This is a genomic window from Bdellovibrio bacteriovorus (assembly GCF_041888015.1).
Classification (GTDB): Bacteria; Bdellovibrionota; Bdellovibrionia; order Bdellovibrionales; family Bdellovibrionaceae; genus Bdellovibrio.
In genome coordinates this window covers 161840-186568 of the sequence record NZ_CP168968.1, presented here as the reverse complement: position 1 = coordinate 186568, position 24729 = coordinate 161840, and the positions used below count along the sequence as shown (strand labels likewise).

The following is a 24729-nucleotide window of genomic DNA, read 5'->3' as shown; positions in this document are numbered from 1 at the left end:
AACCTGTTCATCATTGCCTTAGCATAGAGAAATGAATTCCCTTAAACAAGCCTTGATTCAATTAAAAGAAGACTGGCGCAACAGCCTTCTTTTGGGGTGTATTGCCACCATATTCGTTCTGCTGGTGCGTTTTGTTCCCTATCTGAGCGCCTTCTTCATTTCTTTGGGACTTTTGTTCCTCCAGGAAGTCAGCAATCAGTATTCTCAAAACCGTAAATGGCCCCAGCAGTTTGCCTTCTTTAAACAACATCTGCTGTCCTTTGTGGTCACCGCTTTGATTCTTTTACCCACCAGCGCCCTGCTGGGTTCCGCGATGGGCCTGCTGCAAAGCCCTCAGGATTTCCTGCAAACAATCCCGCTTTCTTTAGGGCTTTTAATTTTAGCTTTATATTTCTATCTGATCCTCAATCACGCTTTGCGATTGAATATGGAAAGCGGAACGTCCTTGGCCAAGGCTATTGATATCGTCGCCCTCGGATCTATGAAGAATTTCAAAGAATACTTTCTGGTCAGCTTCTATCTGAGCATCGCCATTTTGGTGTCAGGATTGTTGGGGGGACTTGGTTTTATTGTCACCCTGCCCTTTGTCTTTTTCGCCACTAACTATATATATAGACATATCAAGGAATCAGGCTCTCTGGATAAGAAGGCCAATGCCTAAAACAAAAAGCCCGCTGTCCTGCGGGCTTTTTAGTTTGATTGTATTTCAATGCTTATTTTTCAGCGTGCTCAGCAATCGGCTTGTCAACAGACGCCGGCAAACGAGGCGTACCATTCAACTCTTGTTTTTCAATCGCTGTGATTTTGCTGCGGATCTCTTGAACTTTTCTAGTGTCAGTTTCAAGATCAGCCGCCTTCTTGTACATCTTCTTGGCTTTATCCACCATGGACTGCTTGTAGTAAGCATCACCCAAGTGCTCAGCAATAATGCTCACTGTGGACTGATGTTTGTGAGCCGCTTCCAGGAATTTGATGGATTCTGAAAACTTGCTTTGTTTGTACAAAATCCAGCCCAACGTATCCAGGATATAGCCATCCGTCGGTTCCAACTCCAAAGCGCGGCGAGCCAGCTGTTCAGCTTCTGGCAGTTTCACGCCCATCTCGGCCCAAGTGAATGCCAGATAGTTCATGCCCTGCACATGGTTCGGATCAAGCTCCAGAACCTTTTGCATTTCATTCACAACCACATCTTTATTACCCATACGGTCGTTGATCGTTCCATAGTAGAATCTTAATTGCGCATTATCCGGGAACTTCTGCAGGCCTTGCTCCAAAGTTTTGGAGGCATTTTTGTAGTCGCCTTTTTCATCCAGCAAAGATGCATACATTGCAAAAACTTGCGGCTGATCCTGACGAGTCTTCAAACCTGCTGCCGCCACTTCGATACCTTCATCCAAGCGACCCAAGCCTTTTAGCAGATAAGCCGCGTGCACCACAGCTTCACCATAGTAAGTACTGGAAGTCGGAATTTTGCGATACTCTTTCACAGCCTTTTCATGCTGACGAGTTTCCTCGTAAACCGCGGCCAGATAGAAGCGTACTTTGTCAGACTCTGGAGCATCCTTCAGAATCTCTTCCAACTTTTGCACAGCCGTCTCATAGCGTTTCTGTTCGATCAGGATCAAAGCCATCTTCATGCGCACATTCAGTGGCTCGTCAGAATCGTTTTCCATCACTTCCAGTTGTGCATAGGCATTTTCATAGTCCCCGCGCTCGATATAGATCTGCGCCAGAACTTCGGCCACGCGTGGACTTGGAGTGTTTTCTTTCTGGAACGCACGATACAAGCTGATCGCCTTATCTTCATTTTTCTGTTTGGAATACAAGACACCCAAGGACAAGACCGCATCTGCAAAGTCCGACTTCAGATCCAACGCTTTCTTGAAAGAAGCCTCAGCCACCTTGCCATATTTCGTTTCGGACTGTTCCATACGAACACGGCCGATATAGTAATGAGCCAGGTACGGCGTTGTGTATTCCGGATTTTTCAACAAAGTCTCAAAGTACTTCACGGCTTTGTCAGACTGTTTCTGCTCGGAATACAAAGCACCAATGTAAAGCGGAGCTTCTGTGTTTTCCGGCTGAAGCTTCATCACAGTGTGATATTGCTCCATCGCTTTCGGATATACTTTCAAAGAAGAATACAAACCACCCAACAACAGGTGTGCATCCACATTCTTCGGATCTTTCTTCACAGCCTCTTCCGCCTGAGCCAAAGACTCTGTGATCATGCCCTGCTTCAGGTATTCAGCAGCAAGGCGCATATTCACGGCTGGAGAATTTGCATCATAGACCAAAACCAGCTTGAAGGATTCAATCGCTTTCTGAGAATTACCTTCCAAGGCATAAGCCTCACCCATCGCGAAGTAGTAATCCGCCTGAGTGCGCATGTAGAGTGGATCCAAAGTGCTGCCGCCATCCAAGGAAAGCACAGCAGGAGCGAAGGAAGCGGGAGCCCGGTTTTTATCATCGAAGGAGGCTTCGTAATACGGTGCTTTTTCAGATTCATTCGAAGTGAATGTCGCGCAAGCCGTAAGGGAAAGTAGAAGCGGGGCGATTATCGCAATCCTAGTGTGTGGAAACATTAGATCTCCTTGGTCACTAGGCTGATCGGCTTTTTATGAGATTTGCTTGATGCAACTTAAACGAGCAGACAGGAATCACGACTAAGATCGCGCTCCACCCGCTGTCTAGTTATGAGACACACTCAAAAGAACCCCTACGTCGTCCCCTTCATAAAGGGGCTGATTCTCCAGAGGTTTATCCTCATCATCCAAAGACGCGGTTTCGATCTTTTGGTTCGGTCCGGTTGACCACACCAAGATGCGGATCTTTCCTGTTGCTGCTTCCGTAGACAGAATGCGGTAGCGATAGGGTTGACCCCAGGGGTCCATACCCATCGTTCCTGTGCTGCGTAGATTCTCTGCGGATAGGCCGTGCTCCCCGGAAACCGAAGCTGGAAGCCGTCCTGAAGACTTATCCCCAGAAGCCTGAGTTTTTGATGCTTCGCGGTAAATTTGTACAACTTGGTAACCAACGACCTCTGCTTTTTGACGAGCGTTCTCACTTCGAGAGTCCTGAATCTGGCGGTTCCAAGGGGTCGCGATGATCGCCGTGGAAAAGCCCACCAGGCCCAGTAGGGCCAAGACTCCAGAGGACTTAAACTCTTGTTTTTGCTCGTTTTTCATTAATTTTCTTTCCGAAAATAAGGGTCGTCCTTTAACATTTCGGCGTCCTTTAGAGAAAACTTTAGACAAAGGTCGGTAAAATTCGAAAAAACGAATGCCTATTTGCGTAAAAAATAACGCCTGGAGTCTTTTCTTTTGATTTGAGGACCCCTTGACAAGGGGTGGCGGCAGGGATAGGTTGCGCCCATCTGCAAGGGGACGCTGAATCATAAGGCACTGTTAACCCCTTGAGACTTTGGGGAAATTTCAAATTGGGAGGCACTTTTGATCAACCAAAACGAAACAATGACATCGAAGCCAAATTCTAAAGTTAAAATCATCAAGCGCTATCAGAACCGCAAACTCTACGACACTCAACAAAGCTGCTACGTGACTTTGGACGATATCGCTAAAATGATCCGCACAAACGAAGAAGTAATGGTTATCGATAATAAGTCTAAAAACGATATCACTGCTGCGACTTTGACTCAGATCATTTTCGAAGCTGAAAAGAAAGCATCTCAATACGCTCCTCTTTTCACTCTTCGCGAAATCATCCAAAACGGTAACGGAAGCATCTCTGGTTACTTGGCTAAGCTTGGCGCGTTCCCTCAGGATTACATGACTAAGCAACAAGTTAACACTGTTGTTGAAAACGCTTCTACTGACAGCGTAAAACAAAACTTGGAAAACCGCGTTGCAACTGCAGCAACTCGCTACAACACAGACACTACTGCTAAAGTAGCTGCTGAAAAAGCGACTGTTCTTCCTGGTCTTCAACAAGACGACGAAACTCCAAATCTTCCAGGCACTTCTTTGTTGAACAACTAAGAAGACCTCGAAAATCGGGTTTCAAAGAAAGGCTCCGCAATGCGGGGCCTTTTTTATTTCCGGAATTACTTCAAAGATCTCCAGATCACGAATTTCTTCTGGCCGGATTTGATTTCCACTTCGCGCTGATCCAGCCCTTCCCCCGTTGGAGACTGACCATAATCTAAGCCCTCCAGGCGGAACTGATATTTTCCCGGAGTCAGCGGTACACGAATGATTTGAATTGTTTGTGGCAGGAAAGACCACTGTCTGACATCGGCACGATCCGAAACCAGCATGGCAATATAGGCCAAGTCACCCAAGGCTTGATTCTTCTGTCGAATTTGATCTGCCAAAACGGCTTTGGTTGCAATCCCCGTCACACGTTTCGCCAGAAGAATTCCGTAGTCCTCTTGCAGGGTTTTGATCGCCGCGGACTGCACGTCATAAACCTGATGACTTAGATAGTTCAAGTTGTCCGAAAGATACAGTCGCGCCTGCTGAGTTTCACTGCGTACCGGATACAAAGTCGGAAGACTTTGTCCGTTCGGGCTTGGTGCTTTACGTGGCCCCCAACCCTGCTGATAGATAATGACCAGCTCTCCCAGTCCACGCTCGTACCATTCCTTCTTTTCAACCACGTCCGGAAATTTCTTTTTCCAATCCTGATAGGAATCCATACGTCGAGCCAGCTTCGCAGAGCGAATCAGGTCCTCACGAATCGTCGAGATCGTCGGATCAATTTTATAGGCTTCAGCATACGCGATATAGGCGTCATCGTAACTGCGACTGGCTTCCCAGATTACAGCGGACAGGTATTTACTGAACGAATTCAGTTCAAAGGCTTGCTTTTCGTCCGCTCGGTATTTCAGGTATTTTTCATTGATACGACGGGCTTCAACCAAAGCGTCATCCAGTTGACCCATCTGCAGAAAGTTCATCGCCAGATAAGCATTGATGAAGATCTTTTCAAAGGTATCGCCTTTGTACTGAACCATTTCCTCGCTCAATGCCAAAGACCCTGCGATACGGGAGATAGACTGATAATCAATCAGCTCCGCCAAGCGGTCTGCCTGCATGAAGACCTGACTGCTTTCTTTTAGCTGCCCCGCCACCTGCAAAGCCACCGCATAATCCAGCAGATACACCAACTGATCATCACTGGATTTTTCCGCTAGCGGTTTTAGATCTTCAATGGCTTTGGTGTATTCGTGTCGAACCAATGCTTCGCGGGCAGGCTGCACCTTACTTTGATAAGTGGCGCAACCCATTAACGGCAAAACTAAAAAAAGACCCACGACAGGCGTGAGTCTTTGAGCAATCCGATTCATCAATTAAAGACCGATGGATTTCTTCTTGAAGGTTTTACGAATCTGTTTTTGATCAGACCAAGTGATCATGCTGCTTTTCAGATTCGTCAGGTTCAAAGTCAGTTTGTAGTACACAGACTTGTCTTTACCCACTTCCTGAACGATGGAATCCAAACGACCGTTGATGATGAAGTCCGCACCCACCTGGCCGCCCGGGCCCTTTTTGCTGGTTTCTTCAACCATGCCTGAATTTTGGTAGTTATATTCATCAGCGATGTCCTGACGAGCTTCTTTATCAATGAAGCCTACTTTGCCGGATTTCATCAATTCCACGCGCACCATATCCATAATGCTTTGAGTGTCGATGTGTTCGCTGGTTTTATTCTGAAGATTTGTCACCATCACAACCGGCATTTTTTTTGCGCTGTTGATAGCAGGAGAACTCATCAGGCTGCCAACCAGATCCTGAACAGCTTTTTGCATATCTGTTTCAGACCATTGATCATTCAACAGATTTTCGCGGTTCACATCATCATACTGGCCTTTAACGAAGGCTTTAGGACCACAACTGGTCACCGCCAAGAAAGAAAGAGCCACAGCTGCAAAAGTCAGATTCTTTTTCATATTACCTTCCTGTCCCTTAAGGACACATCAAAAGTCTATGCTCGGGGATTTTCAGACGCAAGTCATGCCCCTCCGTTTCAGGACGGCTGTCCAAAATCCGACCCTCATTTTACTCCTACTTACGCCCTGCTTCCCTTGTATATTGCAATACAGGCCAAATATGAAAGAAGTCTCCACGAGTCTGCAAGCCTATGAATCTCTCCGGACCCACATCAATCCCTATGCCGAGGAACTTTGGCTTCTCGCTTTGGACTCACAAATGAATTTGATCCGAAAAGAAATGGTGTTTCGAGGCACTGCCGACTTTTGCCTTATTCATCCACGGGATATTTTCCGTGTTCTGATCACATCCAACGCGAGTTCTTTTATTCTGGCGCACAATCATCCCAGCAACAGCTCCACACCATCAGAACAAGATCTGATCCTGACCCGCAAAATTCATCAGCTTTCTATGTTATTTGAAATCCCTTTGAATGATCACCTGGTGATCTGCACAGATAGCTATTTCAGCATGGCTGATCATGGCTATTTTAAGAAGTGGAAACGAGGCCGAAGCTCTCAAAGATTTTACTGAATAGCCTCGAGAGTGCTCTGATACTGACTGTTGCTTGGATTGCGAATCGGCGTCACCGAAAGAACGCGGGACAGGTCTTCACTGAGAATAATGTTATAGCCCCCGCGGCGGGCATTTTCGATAAACTGCCGTGCATATTCTTCTTTATAGGCTTGTGAGTATTCCTGAGCCTGCTCTGCATTGAACAATTCTTTTTGAACAATATCATGGGGTGACATGGCTTCTTCACGACGGGACCCACGACCCAATTCTTCTGCCAACTCCTGGGCCCGGGTGTCCGTTGAAAGATCCAGACGGCGATCATTTTCGTAAGCGGCCTGCGCTTTGGTTTCACTGAAGTCACTGTTCATCAGTCGTGCATTTTCAACCTGCATACGCTGACGAGCCATCTCCATTTTTTCGTTGGTCAACATCAGATGCCTATTCACGGACTTTTCAAATTTTTCGGATTTCGCAGCCGCTGGTGCGCCTGCAACTTTTTTGGGGGGATCGGATGTTCCTAAATAAACAAAAATCATCGCCGCCGCTCCAACAAAGAGCAGCAAAGCCAAAAACATAGAGTTTTCTTTTTGAGGCTTCTGCGATTCCATAAAAACCTTATCGGAGTTCTGACCACAAATCTAAAGATCCCCGCATCTCAATCTGAAACACTTTTTTTCTAACCGTTCCAGTGTCTTCCGGTTTCTCTATATCAAGACTCGGTTAAAATACGAGTTCTCATTACATAAGAAAGTCCAAAAGCAGTGCAGATTTATGGCTAACCCGAACAGGTGATTTGGAATAATGGCACAGACGTCAAAATTTTAGACAGTAATTGTGACCTATTAATCAAATTACCTTGAAGCCATGTCAGGCATGGAACGTGAAGTAAAGAAACTGTCAATAAGACTAGTCCCCCCCCCAATATATCGAAAGGATCCCCCACCATGAAAATGTTTAAAACTTTGGCTGCTGTCAGTGCTCTGGTTGTTTCTGCAAACGCGTTTGCGGCAAGCTCCGGTCAGCTTCTTATTACCGGTACGGTTGCCGAAACGACCTATCTGTCTTTGACGGCAACGGGCACAGATCCTCTTGAGAACGTAGATCAAACCTTGAATGTTGACGACATCGTAAGTGGTGCAGCAACTCAGTTGTCGTTCGCAAATATCATGCATGAGATTTCAAACTCAACAGCGGGTTACAAGATTACTTTGTCTTCTGTAAACGCGGGTGAATTGCAAGGTCCTGGAACAAGCAAGGTAAAATACTCTTTGGATTATACTTCTGCGAAAATCGGTATCTCTAACTGTGCTCTAACTGCTGATTGCACGGCATCTTCTGGTGCTTTGACTGCAAAAACAAGCAGCGCTGTTTCTGTGAATGTGAAAGCCACTTCTACTGCGTCTGAAATCGCAGCTTTGCAATCCGGTGTTTACTCTGACACTGTGACTGTGACGATCGAAGCTCTTTAATCAGCTTTGAATAATCTGACTACGCAAAAAGCCGATCTTTTTAGATCGGCTTTTTTTTATTGGTTGGATTGAATAGTCAGATTGATTGTATCTTGATAGGACCCTTGCGACTTTCCAGTGGTGTTGCCGATAGTGATTTCCACCGGATTCACCCGGCCACTTGCCGGGGACGCTCCCGAGCCCGAGGCAATCAGGGTCCACCACGGAATGGCGATTACATTGCCATTGATCTTAAAGGTGTAATCAATGGTGTCTGTACCACCGACCTTCTTCAATTTTCCACCATTATCTGTCCAGGCATACAAAGAGTATCCCGCATTATACTTCAGGATGATATCCGCCGTTCCCTTGGCCCCCGTGGTCAGCCCACTGGCAAAATTCATCGTGTGCGTGGTCTTACTAATGTCAAAAGATCCACCGGAAGAAACCACCGAGATATCAGCTTTACGATGAGAATCGAAAGTGAGCGTCTGCGTATGTGACGTCACCAAAGTCGCATTATTCACAGGCCCCCGATACAGGCGCACTGTCAGGGTATCGACATAGGTGCCAGCAGCTCGCCAGTCATTGGTGGTGTCTATTGAAATCGTGTAGGAATGGGACTTGGTATTGTACGAGTTATTTCCCTGAAGTTTGTCACAGATAAAGTCATTACAAGAAGCCCCTTCCGGAAACTTCTTCAGGATCTGCATTCCAGCGGCATCTTGGGAGACTTGATAGGGCCAGGTATTAGATCCAAATTTCATCGACCGTGTCGTATAAGAAGTCGAGGAACCATAATCAAAAGTTAAAAAATAATTGCAGGCCCCTTGAGTGGTATTGCCATTTACAACAATACCAAATGTTTCCTTCATACTGCCACCAGTTTGAAAGTAGGGCGCAGGCTGAGTCAGATAAAAACCCATGTCGGAACAAGCCTGTGTAACTTCACCAGCAAACAGCAGAGGCATGAACAGGGAAAGAATATACTTCTTCATCATTGATTCTCCTGCGGTTGCAACTTCACAGCTTCAATCACTATCATCTTTTCAGCCTGAGAAGGTACTTCGAACACAAAGCCTCCCAACCCCGTCCGATCGGTCATGACTTTATATGTGCCTGGCGCCAGTCCCTCTATCAGGAAGCGGCCTTCCTTATTCGTAAAGAACGAGTTATCCACCAGATTTCCCTGAACATCGAAAACATCCCCGGCCGCATAAATCAGTGGATCTCCGGATGGCAAAAGAACCTGACCTTTTACCATGACTTTTTTGGTGATCTTCAGATCTAACAGCAAGCCACTTCGATAGGTCAACTGAGTGCCATAGAACTCCTGATCCATCAGATATCCTACCGGCAAAGATGTTGAATCCACGTTCAGCGTGTTGCGGTAATAGGCCGATTGATCACGCAACACCACTGTTTTTCGCGGACCTAACTGAGCCTGCCCACGATCTCCTGTCGGATTGATCATCAAGGCCTGGCCCTTGTCCAAATGATCCGAGTGAATCAGCACAAAACTATCACTAACAGGTTGAGTGAATGCCGCTCGCGTGCCCACCCATGCAATTCCGGTGTTGAGCCCTAACGAAGTCACATTGGACTGCTGTCCATTCTGATCATAGTTGAAGTGATCCAGCCGTACACTGGCAGGCTGGGTCAGGTATTCCCCGGAAATACTGCGAAAATTTCGGCTGTCACTGTTCTGTACCGAGGCATTCCAGCGATAGTCATCATACTGATAGCGATTGTTCCGATGAACCGTCAGATTGGTCGTTTTCTCCAGCGAATCATGATAGGCGCTGGCACTGTGCAAACCCTGTGATTCGTTCCAGAAGAAGGACAACAGGACCCGGTCTTCTTCTTCGCTCTGCACAGTTTTGTTGTAAGCGATCTCCACACGCATTTGTCGGCGCAGTGGAATCATCAGATTGCCACGATAGATTCTTTGATCTTCCTGATTAGCGAACTGCAAGGTTCCAGCTCCAATCCCCAACAACCAGGACGAAGCAAAGCGATAGTTCGCCTGACCATCATAGCGTCTTAGATATCTCTGAGGGTCTAAAGAGGACATTCCTGCCACCACGGGACGGAAATCACGATCCTGATTTTCAGCTTCAAGCATAAACAGCACGGGCATCTGATGACCCATAATCTTGTCCAAAGATCTGTAGGTCAAACGTTGGGCATAGCCCACATTCTGTGACGACTCCGACCCCTGCGCCACTTGCAACGACAGATAGCCCCAAGGACTTACGCCCGAGACTTCTCCCCCCAATAAAAGCTGAGAATAATAGCTTTGATAGTTCAATCCCAGAGTCAGCTGATCACTTATTCCATGACGATGGAAAAGGCTGACAAAGACAGCCTTGTCATCATAAGCCCTGTCCTCGCCGGACACCTGCCATGGCAAACCTGCGGCATATGAAAACTCCTGCATTCCTTTGGCTAAAAGACTGTTTTCATAAAGCAGCGAAAAGTCATAAACTTCCTCCTGGCCCAGATCGTCTTTCACCTTGATACGCACGCTGCTTTGGCCGCTTGCCAAAGGGAAATCACGGATATTGAAAACACCGGGACTGAGGCGCAACTGACTGAAAAGAAGTCCGTTCACATAAATCTCAACGATGGAAGATCTTTTGATAATAATTTCCGTGCTGCTTAATGGGGTCAGCGTCTTGTAGGGCTGAATAGAAAACTCTCTGCTGCCGGCCATGCCCGCCAGAGAAGGTGAAATCTGAAAACCGACCGAACGAAGAGTCAGATCCCCTAACGTATAACGAATCATATTCTCTTCGTCATCATGGCGAAGTCGTGTGTCCTGACGGCGCCATTTGTCTGTGCCGTCCTCTTGAAAATCCGCACTGGATTCCAGTACGAAACCTCGCACGTTCTCCACCAGCTCCACATTTCCGGTCATGCCACGTCTTTTATTTTCTATATCACTGCCATACTGCCAGGATTGTTGAGTACGCAGATTCAAGTATCCACTGTGCTCATGCGGGCGCAGGTATTTCTGATTCTCGAACTCGACAAAATTCAAATCCACGGTTTGTGGTTTGCGGTATTTTGAAGGCAGTCCCAAACGCAGTTCCAAACTGGGAGGATCAAAAGAAACTGTGAAGCCAGCAGCCTCCAGATCTTTCATAGTCAGAACCCCTTCGGGCTTCACACTTTGTTGCAGTCTTAAGAACAGATCATCCTTCAAGATGGGTTTCACCGATTCCAGAAGTGGAGCTGCTTCAACAGAGAACTTATCGGCCTCATCACGGGGGAATAGCCAGGCCTCAGAAAGTGATCGTCCGTCCAACACCAAAGGCGCCATCAAAAATGGCTTTCCCAGATTCGGGCGTGCCTGAGCGGCATTTCCAAACGCCCAAACCATCAACAGAATAAGAACGTACAAAAATCTCGTCAATTATCTGATTCCTTGAGAGTCAGTTCCGCTTTCAGCTCTTGATTGGCAGGAACCTCTTTGACGGTCTCCATCTCAACAGAAGCCACATCACCCGGAAGAAGATTGATGGATTCAATTTCCTTCTTACTGGTCAGATCCAGTAAAACTGTGTCTGCCGCCTTGATTCGGAAGCTCTTAAAAAGCAAAACCCGGTGAGCTTTGCCTTCATTTGCAAAAGTGACAGAGACTTTTTTAGGTCCAATCCTCTTCACCTGTTTGACTACCACTTGGGCCTGCGCCCCTTCCGGAGTCACATAGGCGGACGCCACATATTGCAAAAGAAATTTCAAATTTACAGAGGTCTTTTTCGGTGCAGAATTTTTCTCGCGGAAATCCACAGGAAGCTGTGAGGCGACCAGCCGATAAGCTTTTTCTTTTCCGTCCGTAATTTTTCCGGACCAAGACACGCGCACATTTCTTTTTTCTTTCGGCAGCAGTACGACTTGCTCTGGATAAATGGCAAAGTCTTCGGTTTTGGTTCGGATCTCTTCGCCTTTTTTATTGGTTGAACGTGCAAAGGCCTCAATCTGCACAGGCAACTTTTCGTCACCCGGATTTTCAATTATCAGCACTTGTGTGGAACGCGGACCGGAAGGAGCGAACTCCACAACCATGGGTGAAAAGCGAAAGGCCCAAGCAGCCAAAGAAGGAAGCAGAAGGAATGCAACGACCGAACGAAGAATGATTTTTGTCATACCTCTTAATAATAGGAGGTGTTTTCAATGCGATGAAGAACTCATCAATCAGATTTTAACAACTGGTCTTAAGGCGCTTCAACCCGCACCACAGAAGCCGGGGCACGCTTATCCACTACGACTTTCAGGTGAGGAGAATTTTTTGAGATGCGCAACTTTCCATTCTCGGCTTTAACGTCCACTTTTTCAGGAACCTTTCCACTGAGGCGGATCTTTCCACCACCCGCCCAAGCCAGCGAGCAGGACAATGTCAGAATTGCAGTTGCGACAAGAAGTTTCATACTCTTCTTGTCGGTGAAGCTGGACTAAAGCTTTAGGACAATAGTTGGGGATTCTTTTCCTGAATGGGAGGATAAACCGGAATGACAACGATAAACTCAGTGCCTACGCCCACTTCAGAGCGCGCTTGAATTTCCCCGCCGTGATTCTGAACGATGCCATAGGAAATACTCAAGCCCAAGCCCGTTCCCTGCCCCACACCCTTAGTGGTAAAGAATGGATCGAAGATCTTTTCCAGAACATCCGCAGACATTCCTTTGCCGCTGTCTTGAATTGAGACTTGCACCCAGCCACGCTTGTCTTTAGATCCTTTGAAATCCTTCAGCGCTGTCGTGGAAATCCAGATGTGACCGCCCCCTTCGATGGCCTGCACGGCATTGGAAAGGATGTTCATGAACACCTGATTGATCTGGCTGGCATAACAGTGAATCAACGGAGTTGGTTCATACTGCCTGTGAATCTCGATGCGGTTTTTGATTTCCCCCTGCAGAAGATTCAAAGTCGTATCCAAACTCTGATGGACGTCGATTTCCTGGAGCTTCGCCTCTTCCAAACGAGAGAAGTTGCGCAGGCCCAAAACAATATCGCGAGTGCGGCGAGCCCCATCCTGGCAAGATGCCACCAGCTTCGGCAAGTCCTTCACAATATAGTCAAACTCGTACTCTTCTTTAAGGGCCGGAAGTTTTGGCGGATCTTTTTCTGCGACCTCGGCAAGTTCGATCAGCTTTTCGGAATACTCTTTAAGATGAGTCATGTTGCTGTAGATAAAGCCAATGGGATTATTCAGTTCGTGTGCGACACCCGCCACCAGTTGCCCCAGGCTGACCATCTTCGCCGAATGAACCAGCTTGGTTTGTGTGTCTTTCAGTTCTTTATTGGCCGCTTCAAGTTCGGTGATCTTTTTTCGCAAGTCCGAACGCGCCACCCAGATCTTCTTACTCATCTCATTGAAAGACTCAGTCAGAAGACCGATTTCAGTGTCGTTCTTAACGGGAATGGTCACGGCCTGTTCTTGGGATTCAAACGACTGCAAAGCTTCCACCAGATCATACAAAGGTTTTAGCACCCAACTGGAGGTAACCAGAATTGTCAGAATCAGAAGAATAATGACCGCGCCCACGACGCTGATGAAGGCATAGTTTACGTTCTTTAAGACCGCTTTGGCTTCAATCTTGGATGCTCCCAAAGCCACATAGAACTTTGTGATACCCCAGTCAATTGGGTAGATCAGGAAGCCATAAGGGTTGCTGCGCACATTCAGGTCAAAGAAGGGCTCAACACCCGGACGGAAATAAGGCTTAAAGAAATCTTTTTTATAAAGGTGGAAGTCTGGATGACTGGCCACCACCACCTGACCGTTGTCAGAGAAAACGATCAGCTCCAATTTCAAACGGCTTTTGATCTTTCCAACAAATGCTTTGTTCAAATCCACGATCTGTTCCATGTAGCCCACAAGGCGCCCGCCGGCCCCTGTGACTTTGGAAATCAGGATCAGATTCACCTTCTGTTTGTCGCCGAATTCAGCCAGGGCGATCTCTTTTTCATCTTTTACCTGCGCCATGTATTTCGCAGAAAGAAAGACCGCATCTTGAACCGGAACAAAGCTTCGCACATTGTCTTTTTCGTCTTTGAAGACAGATGCCAACATACGCCCCTCACGATTGAAGAACGTCAGGCTGGACAGGCTGTCCGACTTGATCCATTGAGATGAAATATTACGAATGGTGCCACTGTCCCCTTCGGACATGTGATAGATCAGACTGGGATCACGAACATAGCGATCTCGTTTTTGCGCAAGGCTGGAACGCAGATCATTCAGCATCAGATCAATTTCCCGGGCATTGCCACTGAGGCGTTGGGACAACTCGTGATCGATGGCTTTTTCGTACTTGATCATGGAATAGCCCGTGACGAAAGCCAGGGGCACAACAGAAAACAGAACAAACCAGACAATCAAGATCGTGCGCAGTGATCGTTTAGGTTTCTTTCTGAGTGTTTTCACTTTTTCGATTCATCCAGCGTAAAGATCAAACGGATGATTCCATCTGGCATCACACGCGGGTGTTTTTCTTTGGAAAATTTAGGCTTCCCGTAAGCCGCCATATAATTCATCAGGTCCTGATACTTCGCCTCAGGAATTGTAAAGTGATAGTACATGGAAGTCGGAGTCTTCTTCCAACCCAACTCCACAGATCCGGCTTTACGACCACCCAACTCAATGATTTTGTCCGAGAATTTCGGTCCAATCGTATCGATATTCGTGGCTTCGATTTCTCCACGATAAAGGAAGCCACCGCCACCACTGGCTGCGGGAACATCTGCCGCCTTTTCAGGAGCTTTGGCTGCCACCGTCGTTGGCGTCGGCACTGGAGCTGGAGAGGTCTTCACTTCTGGAGTCGTTGGCGTCTTTTCCGGATTTTTTGCCGCTACCGTTGGAGCTTCTTTTACTCCCTCATCCACGAACTCGGGCTTTTCTTCAACCACAGTCGTCGTTTCGGTTTTGGAAACTTCAGCCAGGATAACGTCTTTAGATCCGCCCAAAGTTCCCAATTGCATAACCTTTTGCCATGGGGTCACCGACAGCAAGGTCACAATAACACCCACAACAACCAAAGCTTCCAATCCCCACTTCAAACCCTGGGGCCATTTGTCGAAATTGGATTTTTGCATCAGAACCGTCAGATAGCTGGACGGCGCATTGATTTGTTCGATGATAGGCTCTGAAACCCGTGTGTCTGCAAGGCGCTCAGCATACTTCTGACCGTTTTCAATCTTGCTGAGATCCAGTTGCGCATCCCGCGAAAACTTCACATGATCCGCCACGGCAGCGCGACGTTCCGGATCCAAACTGTCAGTCAGGAAGTCATATAAGAGTTCATGCCCGATAAACGGGGACATTTCTCTTTTGTTCTTTTTTGAAAGAGGAATCTTATTTTCCTGCTGAGCCATTTTTTATTTTACTCACACCTTGGGTCATACTTCCCAGTTTGCGAAGCGCCCGGCCCAAACGATAGCGAATGGTGCCTGCGGTGATTCCCAAACCGGCAGAAATATCATCATCATGAATCTTCAAAATTTTAGACCAGATCACAGTCAAAAGCTCGTCCTCAGACGCCGTCTTTTGAAATTCGCGCCAAGGGCCCAGATCCAACGAGTCCGGGATCAACCAGCCTGATTCCACGGTTGTGTTAGGACGACCGCGCGAGACACGCACTTTGTACTTGTCCCAAATGGTTTTTGTGGCCGCCACGATCGCCACAGAGTTTTTCAGTTCAGGATTTCTGTTTTTGCGTCCTCGACAAAGGACTAGAGCTTGAGATGAAGCCTCTACCGCTTTTTGATCATCAAGCAATGAGAAGTAAAAAAATAGAGCGATAGATTGTACGTCGGCCTCTGTCATCGGAGTCATACTATCAGGTAATTTTGAAACAATCTAACAGGCTGTTAAAAAAGTCCAGTCACGCCGAAATGCCAGAGCGGCATCTCGGCCTGAATAATGAAAAGCAATTAGTCGACAGTCAACTGTCTTAGAAGGTCGAGCTGATCCAGCACCTTGCCGGAACCCATAACCACGCAGCTCAATGGATCTTCGGCGATGGATACTGGCAGTCCAGTTCTCTCTCTCAAAAGCACGTCCAGGTTCGCCAGCAAAGCGCCCCCGCCCGTCAGAACAATTCCATTGTCAACGATATCAGAAGCCAATTCCGGCGGAGTTTTTTCCAGAGCTGTACGAACAGCGTCGACAACTTCAGACAATGGATCCATCAAAGCATCGTTCACTTGAGAAGAAGTGATTTCGATTGTCTTAGGAGCACCGGCTACAAGGTCACGACCTTTGATCTCCATAGATTTTTCTTCTTCGAATGGATAAGCGTTACCGATTTGGATTTTGATATTTTCCGCAGTTCTTTCACCGATCAGAAGATTGAACTGACGACGAACGTAGTTCACGATCGCCTCGTCAAACTTATCACCAGCAACTTTTATAGATTTGCAGTAAACAATACCACCCAAAGAAATAACCGCGACACCCGTTGTACCACCGCCCATATCGACAACCATGTTGCCAGAGGGCTCAGTGATTGGCAGGCCAGCACCGATCGCCGCTGCCATTGGTTCTTCGATCAGATAAACTTCACGAGCCCCTGCAGACTGAGCCGCCTCTTTCACCGCACGTTTTTCAACCTGAGTGATTCCGTAAGGAACGCAGATGATGATACGGGGGCGAATGAAGGATTTTTTCTCTCCAAGGGATTTCCCGATGAAGTACTTCAGCATGGACTGGGTGACTTCGAAGTCGGCGATAACACCGTCTTTGATCGGACGAATAGCAACGATGCTGCCAGGTGTACGACCCAACATGTCTTTGGCTTCTTTACCCACGGCAAGAACGCGATTTTGCATTCCACGGTAATTTTTTTGAACTGCAACAACAGAAGGCTCATCAAGGATAATTCCGCGGCCTTTTACATAAACAAGGGTGTTGGCAGTGCCGAGGTCAATGGCGATATCATTCGAAAAATAGTCTTGAACTTTGTCAAAAAAACTCATGCTGAATCTCACTTCAGAGAAATATTCATCGGGCCTAAAACATCTCAAGTCTAGGTTCTATAAAAACCGGAGTCAATGCAGATATTTAGGGCTTTTTTGAGTTATTTTGACGCGGGCGCACAACTGAGGGTCATATCACGACCCGCAAGCTTCGCACGGAAACGAACCTCCAAGCCACCCGCCAGAGACGTTTCGGCCTGCATAGTTTTATCGACATCAAGATCCTGAGCCACAACTTGAATACGCTCTTCCTGCCCTCCTTGAGCTGGTTTCAGACGAAGAAGAATTCTTTCTGAAGAGCGACCACGGAAGATTTCTTTTTCCACGGTGTTCTTTACGTCCCACACGATCTCTTCATCACGCTGAGTGCTGCGACGACCCACTTCGTTGTTGGTAAAGCTGCATCTTACCCGGCGCAAGTCCGCCCCAGCCCGCTTGAACGAGCTATGAGAGATACATGCGGCAGAAACTTCTTTCTCTGTTTCCTCATTGGTGACTTTCAAAGTGATCGGATAACCCAAAGCAGAACGAACAGAGAAGCGATATTCTCCCTTTTGCTGGGACAGATCGATTTCACCCTGAGCCGCTTTTTCGGTCTGTGCCGGAGTCATTACGAAACGGGCGCGCCCATAGGTATCAATCAAGCTGCCCAGAATGTCGTAAGCATGTTCGGACTTCGCATTCCAGAACATATCACGATAGATCTGACGGCGTTGCGGATTGAACGGATTCATATTCTGGATAACAGAACGATCACGCAGATCCATACCATTGACTTCACAACGGGCCGTACTCATCCCCTGCAGACCACCTGTTGGTGACACACTGGTTCCGTTCGTGCACATGCGATTGAAGGTCTCCACACGCATCTCTCGCGCGCAGTTGTTATTTAAAGAATCGTTCAACAAAGCATCACAGTAGGCCGCCTTGGAAGTCAGGCGCTGTTTGCCAGTCGTGCAGCCATTCTGGTGGTATTCATAAGTGAACTCAGTGGTCGCTCCCGGCACCTGTGGTGTAGGGCTTGTCGGATTCACTACAACCGGAGGAGTCGCACCACCCCCGCCGCCACCGCCGCCTCCATTGGAGCAAGCGACCAACGACAAGGTCAGAGCCGAAAGAACTATTGGTAAGTGAAAACGCATAGGCACCTCCAAAACAGGGAACCACCCCTGATGTATCAAAGAGCCTGCCAACGCCCTCTGCACATAGGTTCCATAATGAGACGTTCCTGATGTTAAAGTTTTGTCATCAGTGACATTTTGAGACACCCAATATGAGCGCGAATGATCCTCGCCTAAATATAAGGAAACGTAGATCCGATAAGTTCAGTACTTATGAACGTAACGGGTATTGGGGTTCTTCTCCTATTTTTCGTGGTCTTTTCCACGGGGTGCACTATCAATGGGCACCTTTGGGATTTCAATGCCCTGACCCCGCCGTTTTTAACTGATCCTCAGGGCAACAAACTCGATTCATTCATCATCAACTCTCAAGCACCTTTGAATCAGTACCCTCTTAAAGGCGAGTGCTTTTACGAAGGCCAGCGCATCGATGTCACGATTGCACCGATCACAGCAACACTCTCTAATTCAGATGCAAAAAAGTTTTCAGCCATCTGTTCCAAAGGCAGCTTTGAATTAACTGTCGACACTCAAGGGTGGCCCGATACTGAATACAAAGTGAAGCTGGAGGTGACCTCCAAAGATGGAGTCAAATCCTCCAACGAAACAGCCGTGGTCAAAGACATCCTGGCTCCTGTTGTCAGCTTTTCCACACTGCTGCCCACAGAAGTGGGAAACTCTTTGATCACGCAACTGCCTGTTGATGGCCTCTGCGAAAGCAACGATGGTCCGGTCAGCATTTCTGCGGCAGGAACCGTGTTGGCCACCTGGCCTTGCATCAACGGTTCATTCACGGGCCAGCTCACTGCCGCTGTGCTAAATGACGGCGCTACCCAATTGCAGGTGGAGCAGACAGATGCTGCGGGAAACAAAGGCACCTCTCTCAGTTCTGTCTTTAATAAAGACACGCTGGCACCTCTGCTCCCCATCACCTTGGGGGCTTTGGGCCCCGCTCTTTCCAATGATAATTCCAATCGTACCATTGTCGTGACCTTGCCATCCGATGGAGCCACCGAGTATCGCTATATCGTTGTTAAAGACACCGACTGTTCAGGGCAGTGGGCTGCCTTGATGGGCACCACACCTGTGGCTGCCGGAACGAATGCCACGATCACCTTTAACGGCGACGGTGAATATCGTCTTTGCCTGATCGCCGGTGATCAGGCCGGGAACTGGCAACCCGAAGAGGGTATGATCGAGTCCGGTATTGTCATTCTGGATACCGCCCCTCCAGCACTGGCCATCTTATCGCCAGCCGATAACAGTAAACATAAGTCCGCCGTGACAGTGACGGGATCTTGCGAAGCCGGAGCTGCCATCACCGCTACTGGAAACTTCACGCCGTCCCCCGCCAACACCACGTGTTCGGTTGCGCGCAGCTTCTCTTTGAATCTGACTTTGTCGGCGGTCGACGGCAACAAGGCGTTGCTTCTGTCATCCACAGATGCCGCCGGCAACACCACAAATCATGCCGCCTGGAACTTGATCCGCGATAATATCATTGTCGCTCCCTCTATCACACTCAACACAGCTTCGGTGACCAATGACCCCCTTGCAAAATTCACAGCCAATGATTGCAGTGATGCGACCTTCCTGATGTTGAAAGAAATAAATTCTCCGCCAACACTGGCAGACGCTGGATGGATACCTTGCTCAACTGCAGCCCAGCACTACAACTTTGATCTGAGCGCCAATGGAGACCAACAAGGTCTGCGAAATGTGCGTTTCTATGCGCATGATGAAGCCGGAAATATTTCAACAGCAACCGTTGTCACTATCACCTATGACAGCAAAGCCCCTATCCTGACTCTGGACCCTGTGCCGACACTGGCAATCAACGTCAGCTATCCCTTTATCGTCTATGTCACAGAAGCCACTGTTTCTGCCGCTGCCACCCTTTATCTGGATTATTCCACCGATGGCGGAACCACTTGGAATGTTGCCACCAGCAGAGCCCTGGGCCTTGCTGGACCGATGAACAACAAATCCTTCACCGTGAACTGGACACCGAATGCATACAACACCGGAGTCATCGTGCGCGCCCGGCTGACAGACTCCCATGGTCTGACAGGAACAGGAACCAGCAATGCTTTTGATGTTATTCTGGATACCATCAAACCCGTGATCACCACGGGCGAAATGAAAATCAATAGCCAACTTGATCCGGATGACACTGTTCGCTCTTATGTGACCGTCAGCCTGAAGGCTACAGATGCAGAAACTGCCATCACAAAATTCTGTCTTAAGGTCAGCAACAGTGCGCCCAATGCCTCTGACAGCTGCTGGGTCAGCGTCAAAGCTCCTAAGCCGGGATTGGACGAGCTTCCAGCACTGGATCTTGTGGATTTTGACTATTTCCTCGGAATTAACTTTGGGACTTACAATATCTATGCTTGGGTAATGGACGTCGGGGGCAATATCAGCACCAACACCGTCACACTCAAAAAGGACTACAACACCGTCAACTATATCAATGATCCACCGCCCGAGGTGACGAAGTTCCTGACGGTAAATTCAACAACACCGGCAAACCCTCCAAATACTTTCGATATGAATTTTGCCAATGGGGCTCCGGTTTACATCAGTTGGCAAGCCAGCGACAATGGCACTATCGCGACGGTAGAGCTGTACTATGCTGAAGATGGTCAGCCCTTCACTTTGATTACGAATACCCTGTCGAACAACTCCAGCAACTCTACGGCATGTTCGTACTCTGCCCCGCGCACAGGCTGCTATCTTTGGAACTCCATCGTTGCTAACGACGTCTTCTTCAAATTACAGATTCGCGTAACCGACAACAAAGGTCAGACGTCACAAGTCACCAGCCCACCACTCAATAGCGGTGCGTATAATCTGCTGGCGGGAAATCAAGACTCTGGACATAATGGCAATGCCAAAAGCACGGTCTTTAGCACCAGTGTCGGCAACGACACTGCTCCCGGCACCCTGCTGGTGGCAACGGATGGTAAGATCTTCTTCAATGATTCTTCCTTCGGAATTATCTATATCGATCCAAAAACAAATAACTCCAAAGTTCTTCTGCGTCTGACCAAAGAGGGCGAGGATTCCTTTGGAGATGGCGTCCCCGTTGAACAGGCCCGCGCCAAAGCCATCCTGCGCACCGCTTTAGACTATCAGAACCGCATTCTGGTCTATGACCGCTATATGATCCGACGAATTGATACGAACGTCACACCGATGATCATCGAAACGTTGATTGGGGCCGACCCTGCCGGAAATCTGGGAACGGACACTGCCGACACCGTGGCAGACCCACGCGATTTAAAAATCAACCTGACACAGCTTCCAACATTTGATGAAACCTGGTCCATTCGCAAGCGCTCTCCCTTTATTCCGATGCCCAATGGAGATTTGTATTTTATTTCTGACAAACCCGGAGCCGCCCCTAACAACGGCGGACGCATCCGCCTTTACAAAGGCTCATTGGCAGTTCCTCGTGTCGAGACGATTCGTTTCTCTGGAACCGGCGTTACCGGACAGCCTGCGTGGGATCTAAACTCCAACACCTATTCCTTCTTCAGTCTGCGCTATGATCCAACCACCAGTGCTCTGCTGAAAGCTTACGTGCAGGCCGTTTATTCCGTTCCGGGCAATTCCTATGGCCCCTTGACGGAACTTGATACAACAACCTTCGTCGGCAATGGTGTGTTCCCAGCACAACCCTTCACCAATGCTTCACTTGTGTACTATGACGTGCATTCAATGGACGGCCGGGTCTATCGCGCCAATCGTTACACAGATAACAGTGTGAACCAACTGCAGGACGACGGCAGCTGGTTGCGTGTTCTGGGAACGGGGGCTGCGGGTGAGTGCGCGGATGGCACCGATGCGACCTCCTGTCCTGTGGCTTTGGATGACGTCTTTGTTGACCGCTACGGTCGCATGTTCTTCTCTACCCGTGGCATTATCAAGACGGTGGTCGCTGGAAAAGTCTATACTCTGTTCGGCCAAAGAAAAGATGCCGGAGATGGCGGCACCGGATTTGATATGCGCATGGCTTCACTTTTCTATATTGATCACGGCGTGGGCGACAATGTTCTCTTGCTGGATCATCAACAGAACAAACTGCGTGAAGTGGCCCCGGGCGCCTCTCCGGAAGTTCGTCTGATTGCAGGTAATGGTACTAATACAGATGTGAACTTTGCTGTGGCTGCCAACGCTCAGGGTATTAAGCTTGGAAACTGGGCGGAGCCAAACGCTTTTGCCACCAATCCTACCAATGGTGACATCTATATGAACTGCGCCCACAATGAAGTGCTTGTCACCCCGCCAAGCACTTACACCCACTATCACAGCCTCTGCCGTCTGAATCGCGCCACGGGCCTATGGGAACAACTTATGAACGGAGAAGGCGGCACCCCCGCCTATACTCAATCCAATATCGCGTATGGTGATTTACTTATGTCCGGATACGCTCCATCAGTCATGGCTTACAAAGCCGGGAACTTCCTGGTGAACTTCATGTACTGGAACGGAACCGCTCACAACAACTCCACCTTGCGCCTGGTGACTCCGGCAACAACGTCTTATATTGGTGGGCGTATCGGCGTGGATTCGGACTTGGACGACTGCCCCGATGGCGTGGCGACAAACTGTTCGTTGGGACCAACAGGGCCTCATCGCACCGGAACACCCACTTATTTTGATCCTTTGGGAGGCTGGCTGTATAAACCCAACACTCATGCGTCACTGATTACGGCAAATCTGCATGTCCTGTATTCAGGCAACGTAAAGACCTTGCTGACCTTACCGCAACAACCATCCAGTTTTGTCTATGACAATGCGGGTGCGCTTTACTACTGCGGCGGCAACGACAAAAAGCTCTACAAAGTCACTATTCACAATATCGGGGATTTGTCCAACACGGCCGTATGGCCGCTGGCTGAAGGAGTTCACTATACAACGAACGAGCTGCCTTTCCCGGCGAATTCGATTTCCTGTCAGGGACGTCGTGTTCTGATTAAGCCCGCCTCGGGACCAAAACCAAAACGATTGGTCTTCATGGCCATGCAAAACGGACTTCCGGCTATTTCCGAATACTTCTTACCTTAAAATTCAGAAGTGCTTCTTCCATTCCACTTCACGAGCCATATATTCAGTCAGCATGTGCTTTTCATCTTTCAGGCGGCTGTCGTTCCAACCCAGTTTTTCCTGGAAGATCTGTCCGATCTCGTCCATGTGTTTCACGCCGTGATTGCGGTCCGCCAGGAACAGCGGCACACGACGAGCATAGAAATCACGCATATGCAGACACATCGTGGAATCAATCGCCTGCGCGGCCTCCAGCTGCCAGTAAGTAATGTCCGAGGAATACTTATTAAGGATTTCCTCCCCTTCCATGCCATAACGTTCCGCCAGAAGTTGCATTTCCTCCAATGAACGCCCTGTCTCTTTAGACCACACGTCGGTCTGAACTTTAGCCTGCTGGAAAGCATCGACACTGGTATATGGATTTAACGGCTTCGTTGTATCTGACTTACTCCAAGCAACACGCTCTTCAAACGAGAACGATTGCAATGCCGCATCGACAGTCTGCTCACACATCAGTCGATATGTCGTGTACTTACCGCCGGCCACAAAGGTGACACCTCGGTCATCGTTGATGATGGTGTGCTCACGGCTGGTTTTTCCCTCGCTGGAAGAACCATCATTCACCAGAGGGCGTACTCCCGCATAGCTCGCGATAATATCGTGAGCGGTCAGATTGGCTCCAGGGAAGTAATAGTCCGTAACGGACAACAGGTATTTCACATCTTCCGGAGTCGTTGAAACATTCTCAGGAGACTCTTTAAAGTCGGTATCAGTTGTACCAATGATGATCATTTCATGACGAGGAATACCAAAGACAATACGATCGCTTTTTTCAGCCGCCATAACAACGGCACTACTTAGCGGCAGACGGTTTTTGGGCAATGTCAGGTGAATACCCTTGGTCGGGCGCAGAATATGCTTCCAATCCTTGAAGATTTTGTCTCCAAGATCATCCGTCCATGGCCCCACACTGCTAACAATGTGCCGGGCTTTAATCGAAAATTTCTCGTTAGAGTGCTGGTCTTCGCACAAGACCGATTCTATTTTCCCGTTAGAGCCATACTGGACACCCGTCGCCTTCACATAGTTGGCACACAAAGCACCATTTTCATTTGCAGAGCGCAACGTCTCATGAACCAAACGATCATCATCCATATAGGCGTCAGAATAGATATAAGAACCCAAAAGATGCTGATAGCGCATCGCGGGCATTCGCGCCATTGAATCTTTAGCATTCAGTCTTTCGTGAATTTCCGGAGCTTGAAATAAGGAAAGTGCATCATACAGCCACATGCCCATTCCCATTTTAAACATGCCCACCCGGCTTTCCTCATAAAGAGGAATCATGAAACGCAAAGGGTGAACCAAATGCGGTGCCATTTCAAACAAACGCGTGCGTTCGTTCAAGGCCTCAAAGACAAGCTTAAACTCCATGTTTTCAAGATAACGAATTCCACCATGAATCAATTTGCTGGATTTTGAGGAAGTCCCTGACGCAAAATCCCGGGCCTCAATCAAAGCCACCTTCATGCCGCGAGCGGAAGCATCGCGTGCCACGCCAGCTCCGTTGATTCCTCCTCCGATAATGACCAGATCAAATTCCTGTGATTTCATTTTATTGATATTCTGGATTCGATTTGCGAAGGAGAAATTTTTCAT

20 protein-coding genes are annotated in these 24729 nt (G+C 48.2%); 5 read left to right on the top strand and 15 right to left on the bottom strand.

What is annotated here, in order from left to right; translation table 11 throughout:
• Positions 1-31 precede the first annotated feature (31 nt).
• Positions 32-661 carry a hypothetical protein gene (locus tag ACES2G_RS00950; RefSeq protein WP_374001037.1) on the top strand — a complete coding sequence of 210 codons (630 nt, stop codon included), beginning with the start codon at positions 32-34 and terminating at the stop codon, positions 659-661.
• 52 nt (positions 662-713) lie between these two features.
• Here ACES2G_RS00950 and ACES2G_RS00945 read toward each other — a convergent pair whose 3' ends face one another.
• Positions 714-2585: a tetratricopeptide repeat protein gene (locus tag ACES2G_RS00945; RefSeq protein WP_347358034.1), complete on the bottom strand. Its 1872-nt coding sequence runs from the start codon at positions 2583-2585 to the stop codon at positions 714-716.
• Between the two features lie 105 nt (positions 2586-2690).
• Positions 2691-3188 (bottom strand): hypothetical protein, encoded by a 498-nt coding sequence (locus ACES2G_RS00940; RefSeq protein ID WP_347358033.1) that lies wholly within the window; start codon positions 3186-3188, stop codon positions 2691-2693.
• A gap of 264 nt (positions 3189-3452) precedes the next feature.
• Between ACES2G_RS00940 and ACES2G_RS00935 the strand changes: the two genes are divergently transcribed.
• On the top strand, positions 3453-3998 hold the full coding sequence (locus ACES2G_RS00935) for a polyhydroxyalkanoate synthesis regulator DNA-binding domain-containing protein (RefSeq protein WP_011162824.1): 546 nt from the start codon (positions 3453-3455) through the stop codon (positions 3996-3998).
• A gap of 65 nt (positions 3999-4063) precedes the next feature.
• Here the strand turns inward: ACES2G_RS00935 and ACES2G_RS00930 are convergent, their stop codons facing one another.
• Both ACES2G_RS00930 and lpoB read right to left on the bottom strand, forming a co-directional pair.
• Positions 4064-5308 (bottom strand): hypothetical protein, encoded by a 1245-nt coding sequence (locus tag ACES2G_RS00930; RefSeq protein WP_347358048.1) that lies wholly within the window; start codon positions 5306-5308, stop codon positions 4064-4066.
• A 3-nt stretch (positions 5309-5311) separates the two neighbouring features.
• Positions 5312-5911, bottom strand: a complete 600-nt coding sequence (gene lpoB / locus ACES2G_RS00925; RefSeq protein ID WP_374001034.1) for a penicillin-binding protein activator LpoB — start codon at positions 5909-5911, stop codon at positions 5312-5314.
• A 37-nt stretch (positions 5912-5948) separates the two neighbouring features.
• Between lpoB and ACES2G_RS00920 the strand changes: the two genes are divergently transcribed.
• Entirely contained in the window at positions 5949-6485 is a 537-nt protein-coding gene (locus tag ACES2G_RS00920; protein WP_347358031.1) for a JAB domain-containing protein, read from the top strand.
• On the opposite strand, the gene ACES2G_RS00915 is transcribed toward ACES2G_RS00920, so the two are convergent.
• The gene (locus ACES2G_RS00915; protein ID WP_374001033.1) at positions 6479-7075 is read right to left on the bottom strand and encodes a hypothetical protein; all 597 of its coding nucleotides are present in this window, start codon (positions 7073-7075) and stop codon (positions 6479-6481) included. The genes ACES2G_RS00920 and ACES2G_RS00915 overlap by 7 nt on opposite strands.
• A gap of 336 nt (positions 7076-7411) precedes the next feature.
• Here ACES2G_RS00915 and ACES2G_RS00910 point away from each other — a divergent pair, with 336 nt between their 5' ends.
• Positions 7412-7936 carry a hypothetical protein gene (locus tag ACES2G_RS00910; protein WP_374001032.1) on the top strand — a complete coding sequence of 175 codons (525 nt, stop codon included), beginning with the start codon at positions 7412-7414 and terminating at the stop codon, positions 7934-7936.
• A 56-nt stretch (positions 7937-7992) separates the two neighbouring features.
• On the opposite strand, the gene ACES2G_RS00905 is transcribed toward ACES2G_RS00910, so the two are convergent.
• From ACES2G_RS00905 to ACES2G_RS00865, 9 genes are all read right to left on the bottom strand, one after another.
• Positions 7993-8916 (bottom strand): hypothetical protein, encoded by a 924-nt coding sequence (locus tag ACES2G_RS00905; RefSeq protein ID WP_347358028.1) that lies wholly within the window; start codon positions 8914-8916, stop codon positions 7993-7995.
• Positions 8913-11333 carry a fimbria/pilus outer membrane usher protein gene (locus tag ACES2G_RS00900; protein ID WP_347358027.1) on the bottom strand — a complete coding sequence of 807 codons (2421 nt, stop codon included), beginning with the start codon at positions 11331-11333 and terminating at the stop codon, positions 8913-8915. Before ACES2G_RS00900 ends, ACES2G_RS00905 begins: the two co-directional genes overlap by 4 nt.
• Positions 11330-12067 (bottom strand): fimbria/pilus periplasmic chaperone, encoded by a 738-nt coding sequence (locus ACES2G_RS00895; RefSeq protein ID WP_374001031.1) that lies wholly within the window; start codon positions 12065-12067, stop codon positions 11330-11332. The genes ACES2G_RS00900 and ACES2G_RS00895 overlap by 4 nt, the downstream gene beginning before the upstream one ends.
• A 68-nt stretch (positions 12068-12135) precedes the next feature.
• The gene (locus tag ACES2G_RS00890) at positions 12136-12348 is read right to left on the bottom strand and encodes a hypothetical protein (protein WP_347358025.1); all 213 of its coding nucleotides are present in this window, start codon (positions 12346-12348) and stop codon (positions 12136-12138) included.
• 32 nt (positions 12349-12380) lie between these two features.
• The gene (locus ACES2G_RS00885; RefSeq protein WP_347358024.1) at positions 12381-14348 is read right to left on the bottom strand and encodes an ATP-binding protein; all 1968 of its coding nucleotides are present in this window, start codon (positions 14346-14348) and stop codon (positions 12381-12383) included.
• Positions 14345-15295 carry a hypothetical protein gene (locus ACES2G_RS00880; RefSeq protein ID WP_374001030.1) on the bottom strand — a complete coding sequence of 317 codons (951 nt, stop codon included), beginning with the start codon at positions 15293-15295 and terminating at the stop codon, positions 14345-14347. Before ACES2G_RS00880 ends, ACES2G_RS00885 begins: the two co-directional genes overlap by 4 nt.
• On the bottom strand, positions 15276-15755 hold the full coding sequence (locus tag ACES2G_RS00875; protein ID WP_374001029.1) for a hypothetical protein: 480 nt from the start codon (positions 15753-15755) through the stop codon (positions 15276-15278). The genes ACES2G_RS00880 and ACES2G_RS00875 overlap by 20 nt, the downstream gene beginning before the upstream one ends.
• A gap of 98 nt (positions 15756-15853) precedes the next feature.
• Positions 15854-16897, bottom strand: a complete 1044-nt coding sequence (locus ACES2G_RS00870) for a rod shape-determining protein (RefSeq protein ID WP_015089392.1) — start codon at positions 16895-16897, stop codon at positions 15854-15856.
• A gap of 101 nt (positions 16898-16998) precedes the next feature.
• Positions 16999-18039 (bottom strand): hypothetical protein, encoded by a 1041-nt coding sequence (locus ACES2G_RS00865; protein WP_347358021.1) that lies wholly within the window; start codon positions 18037-18039, stop codon positions 16999-17001.
• Positions 18040-18231: 192 nt separating this feature from the next.
• On the opposite strand from ACES2G_RS00865, the gene ACES2G_RS00860 reads away from it, so the two are divergent.
• Positions 18232-23091, top strand: a complete 4860-nt coding sequence (locus ACES2G_RS00860) for a hemagglutinin (RefSeq protein ID WP_374001028.1) — start codon at positions 18232-18234, stop codon at positions 23089-23091.
• A 3-nt stretch (positions 23092-23094) separates the two neighbouring features.
• On the opposite strand, the gene ACES2G_RS00855 is transcribed toward ACES2G_RS00860, so the two are convergent.
• A complete protein-coding gene (locus tag ACES2G_RS00855) occupies positions 23095-24729 on the bottom strand; it encodes a glycerol-3-phosphate dehydrogenase/oxidase (protein WP_347358019.1) in 1635 nt (544 codons plus the stop codon).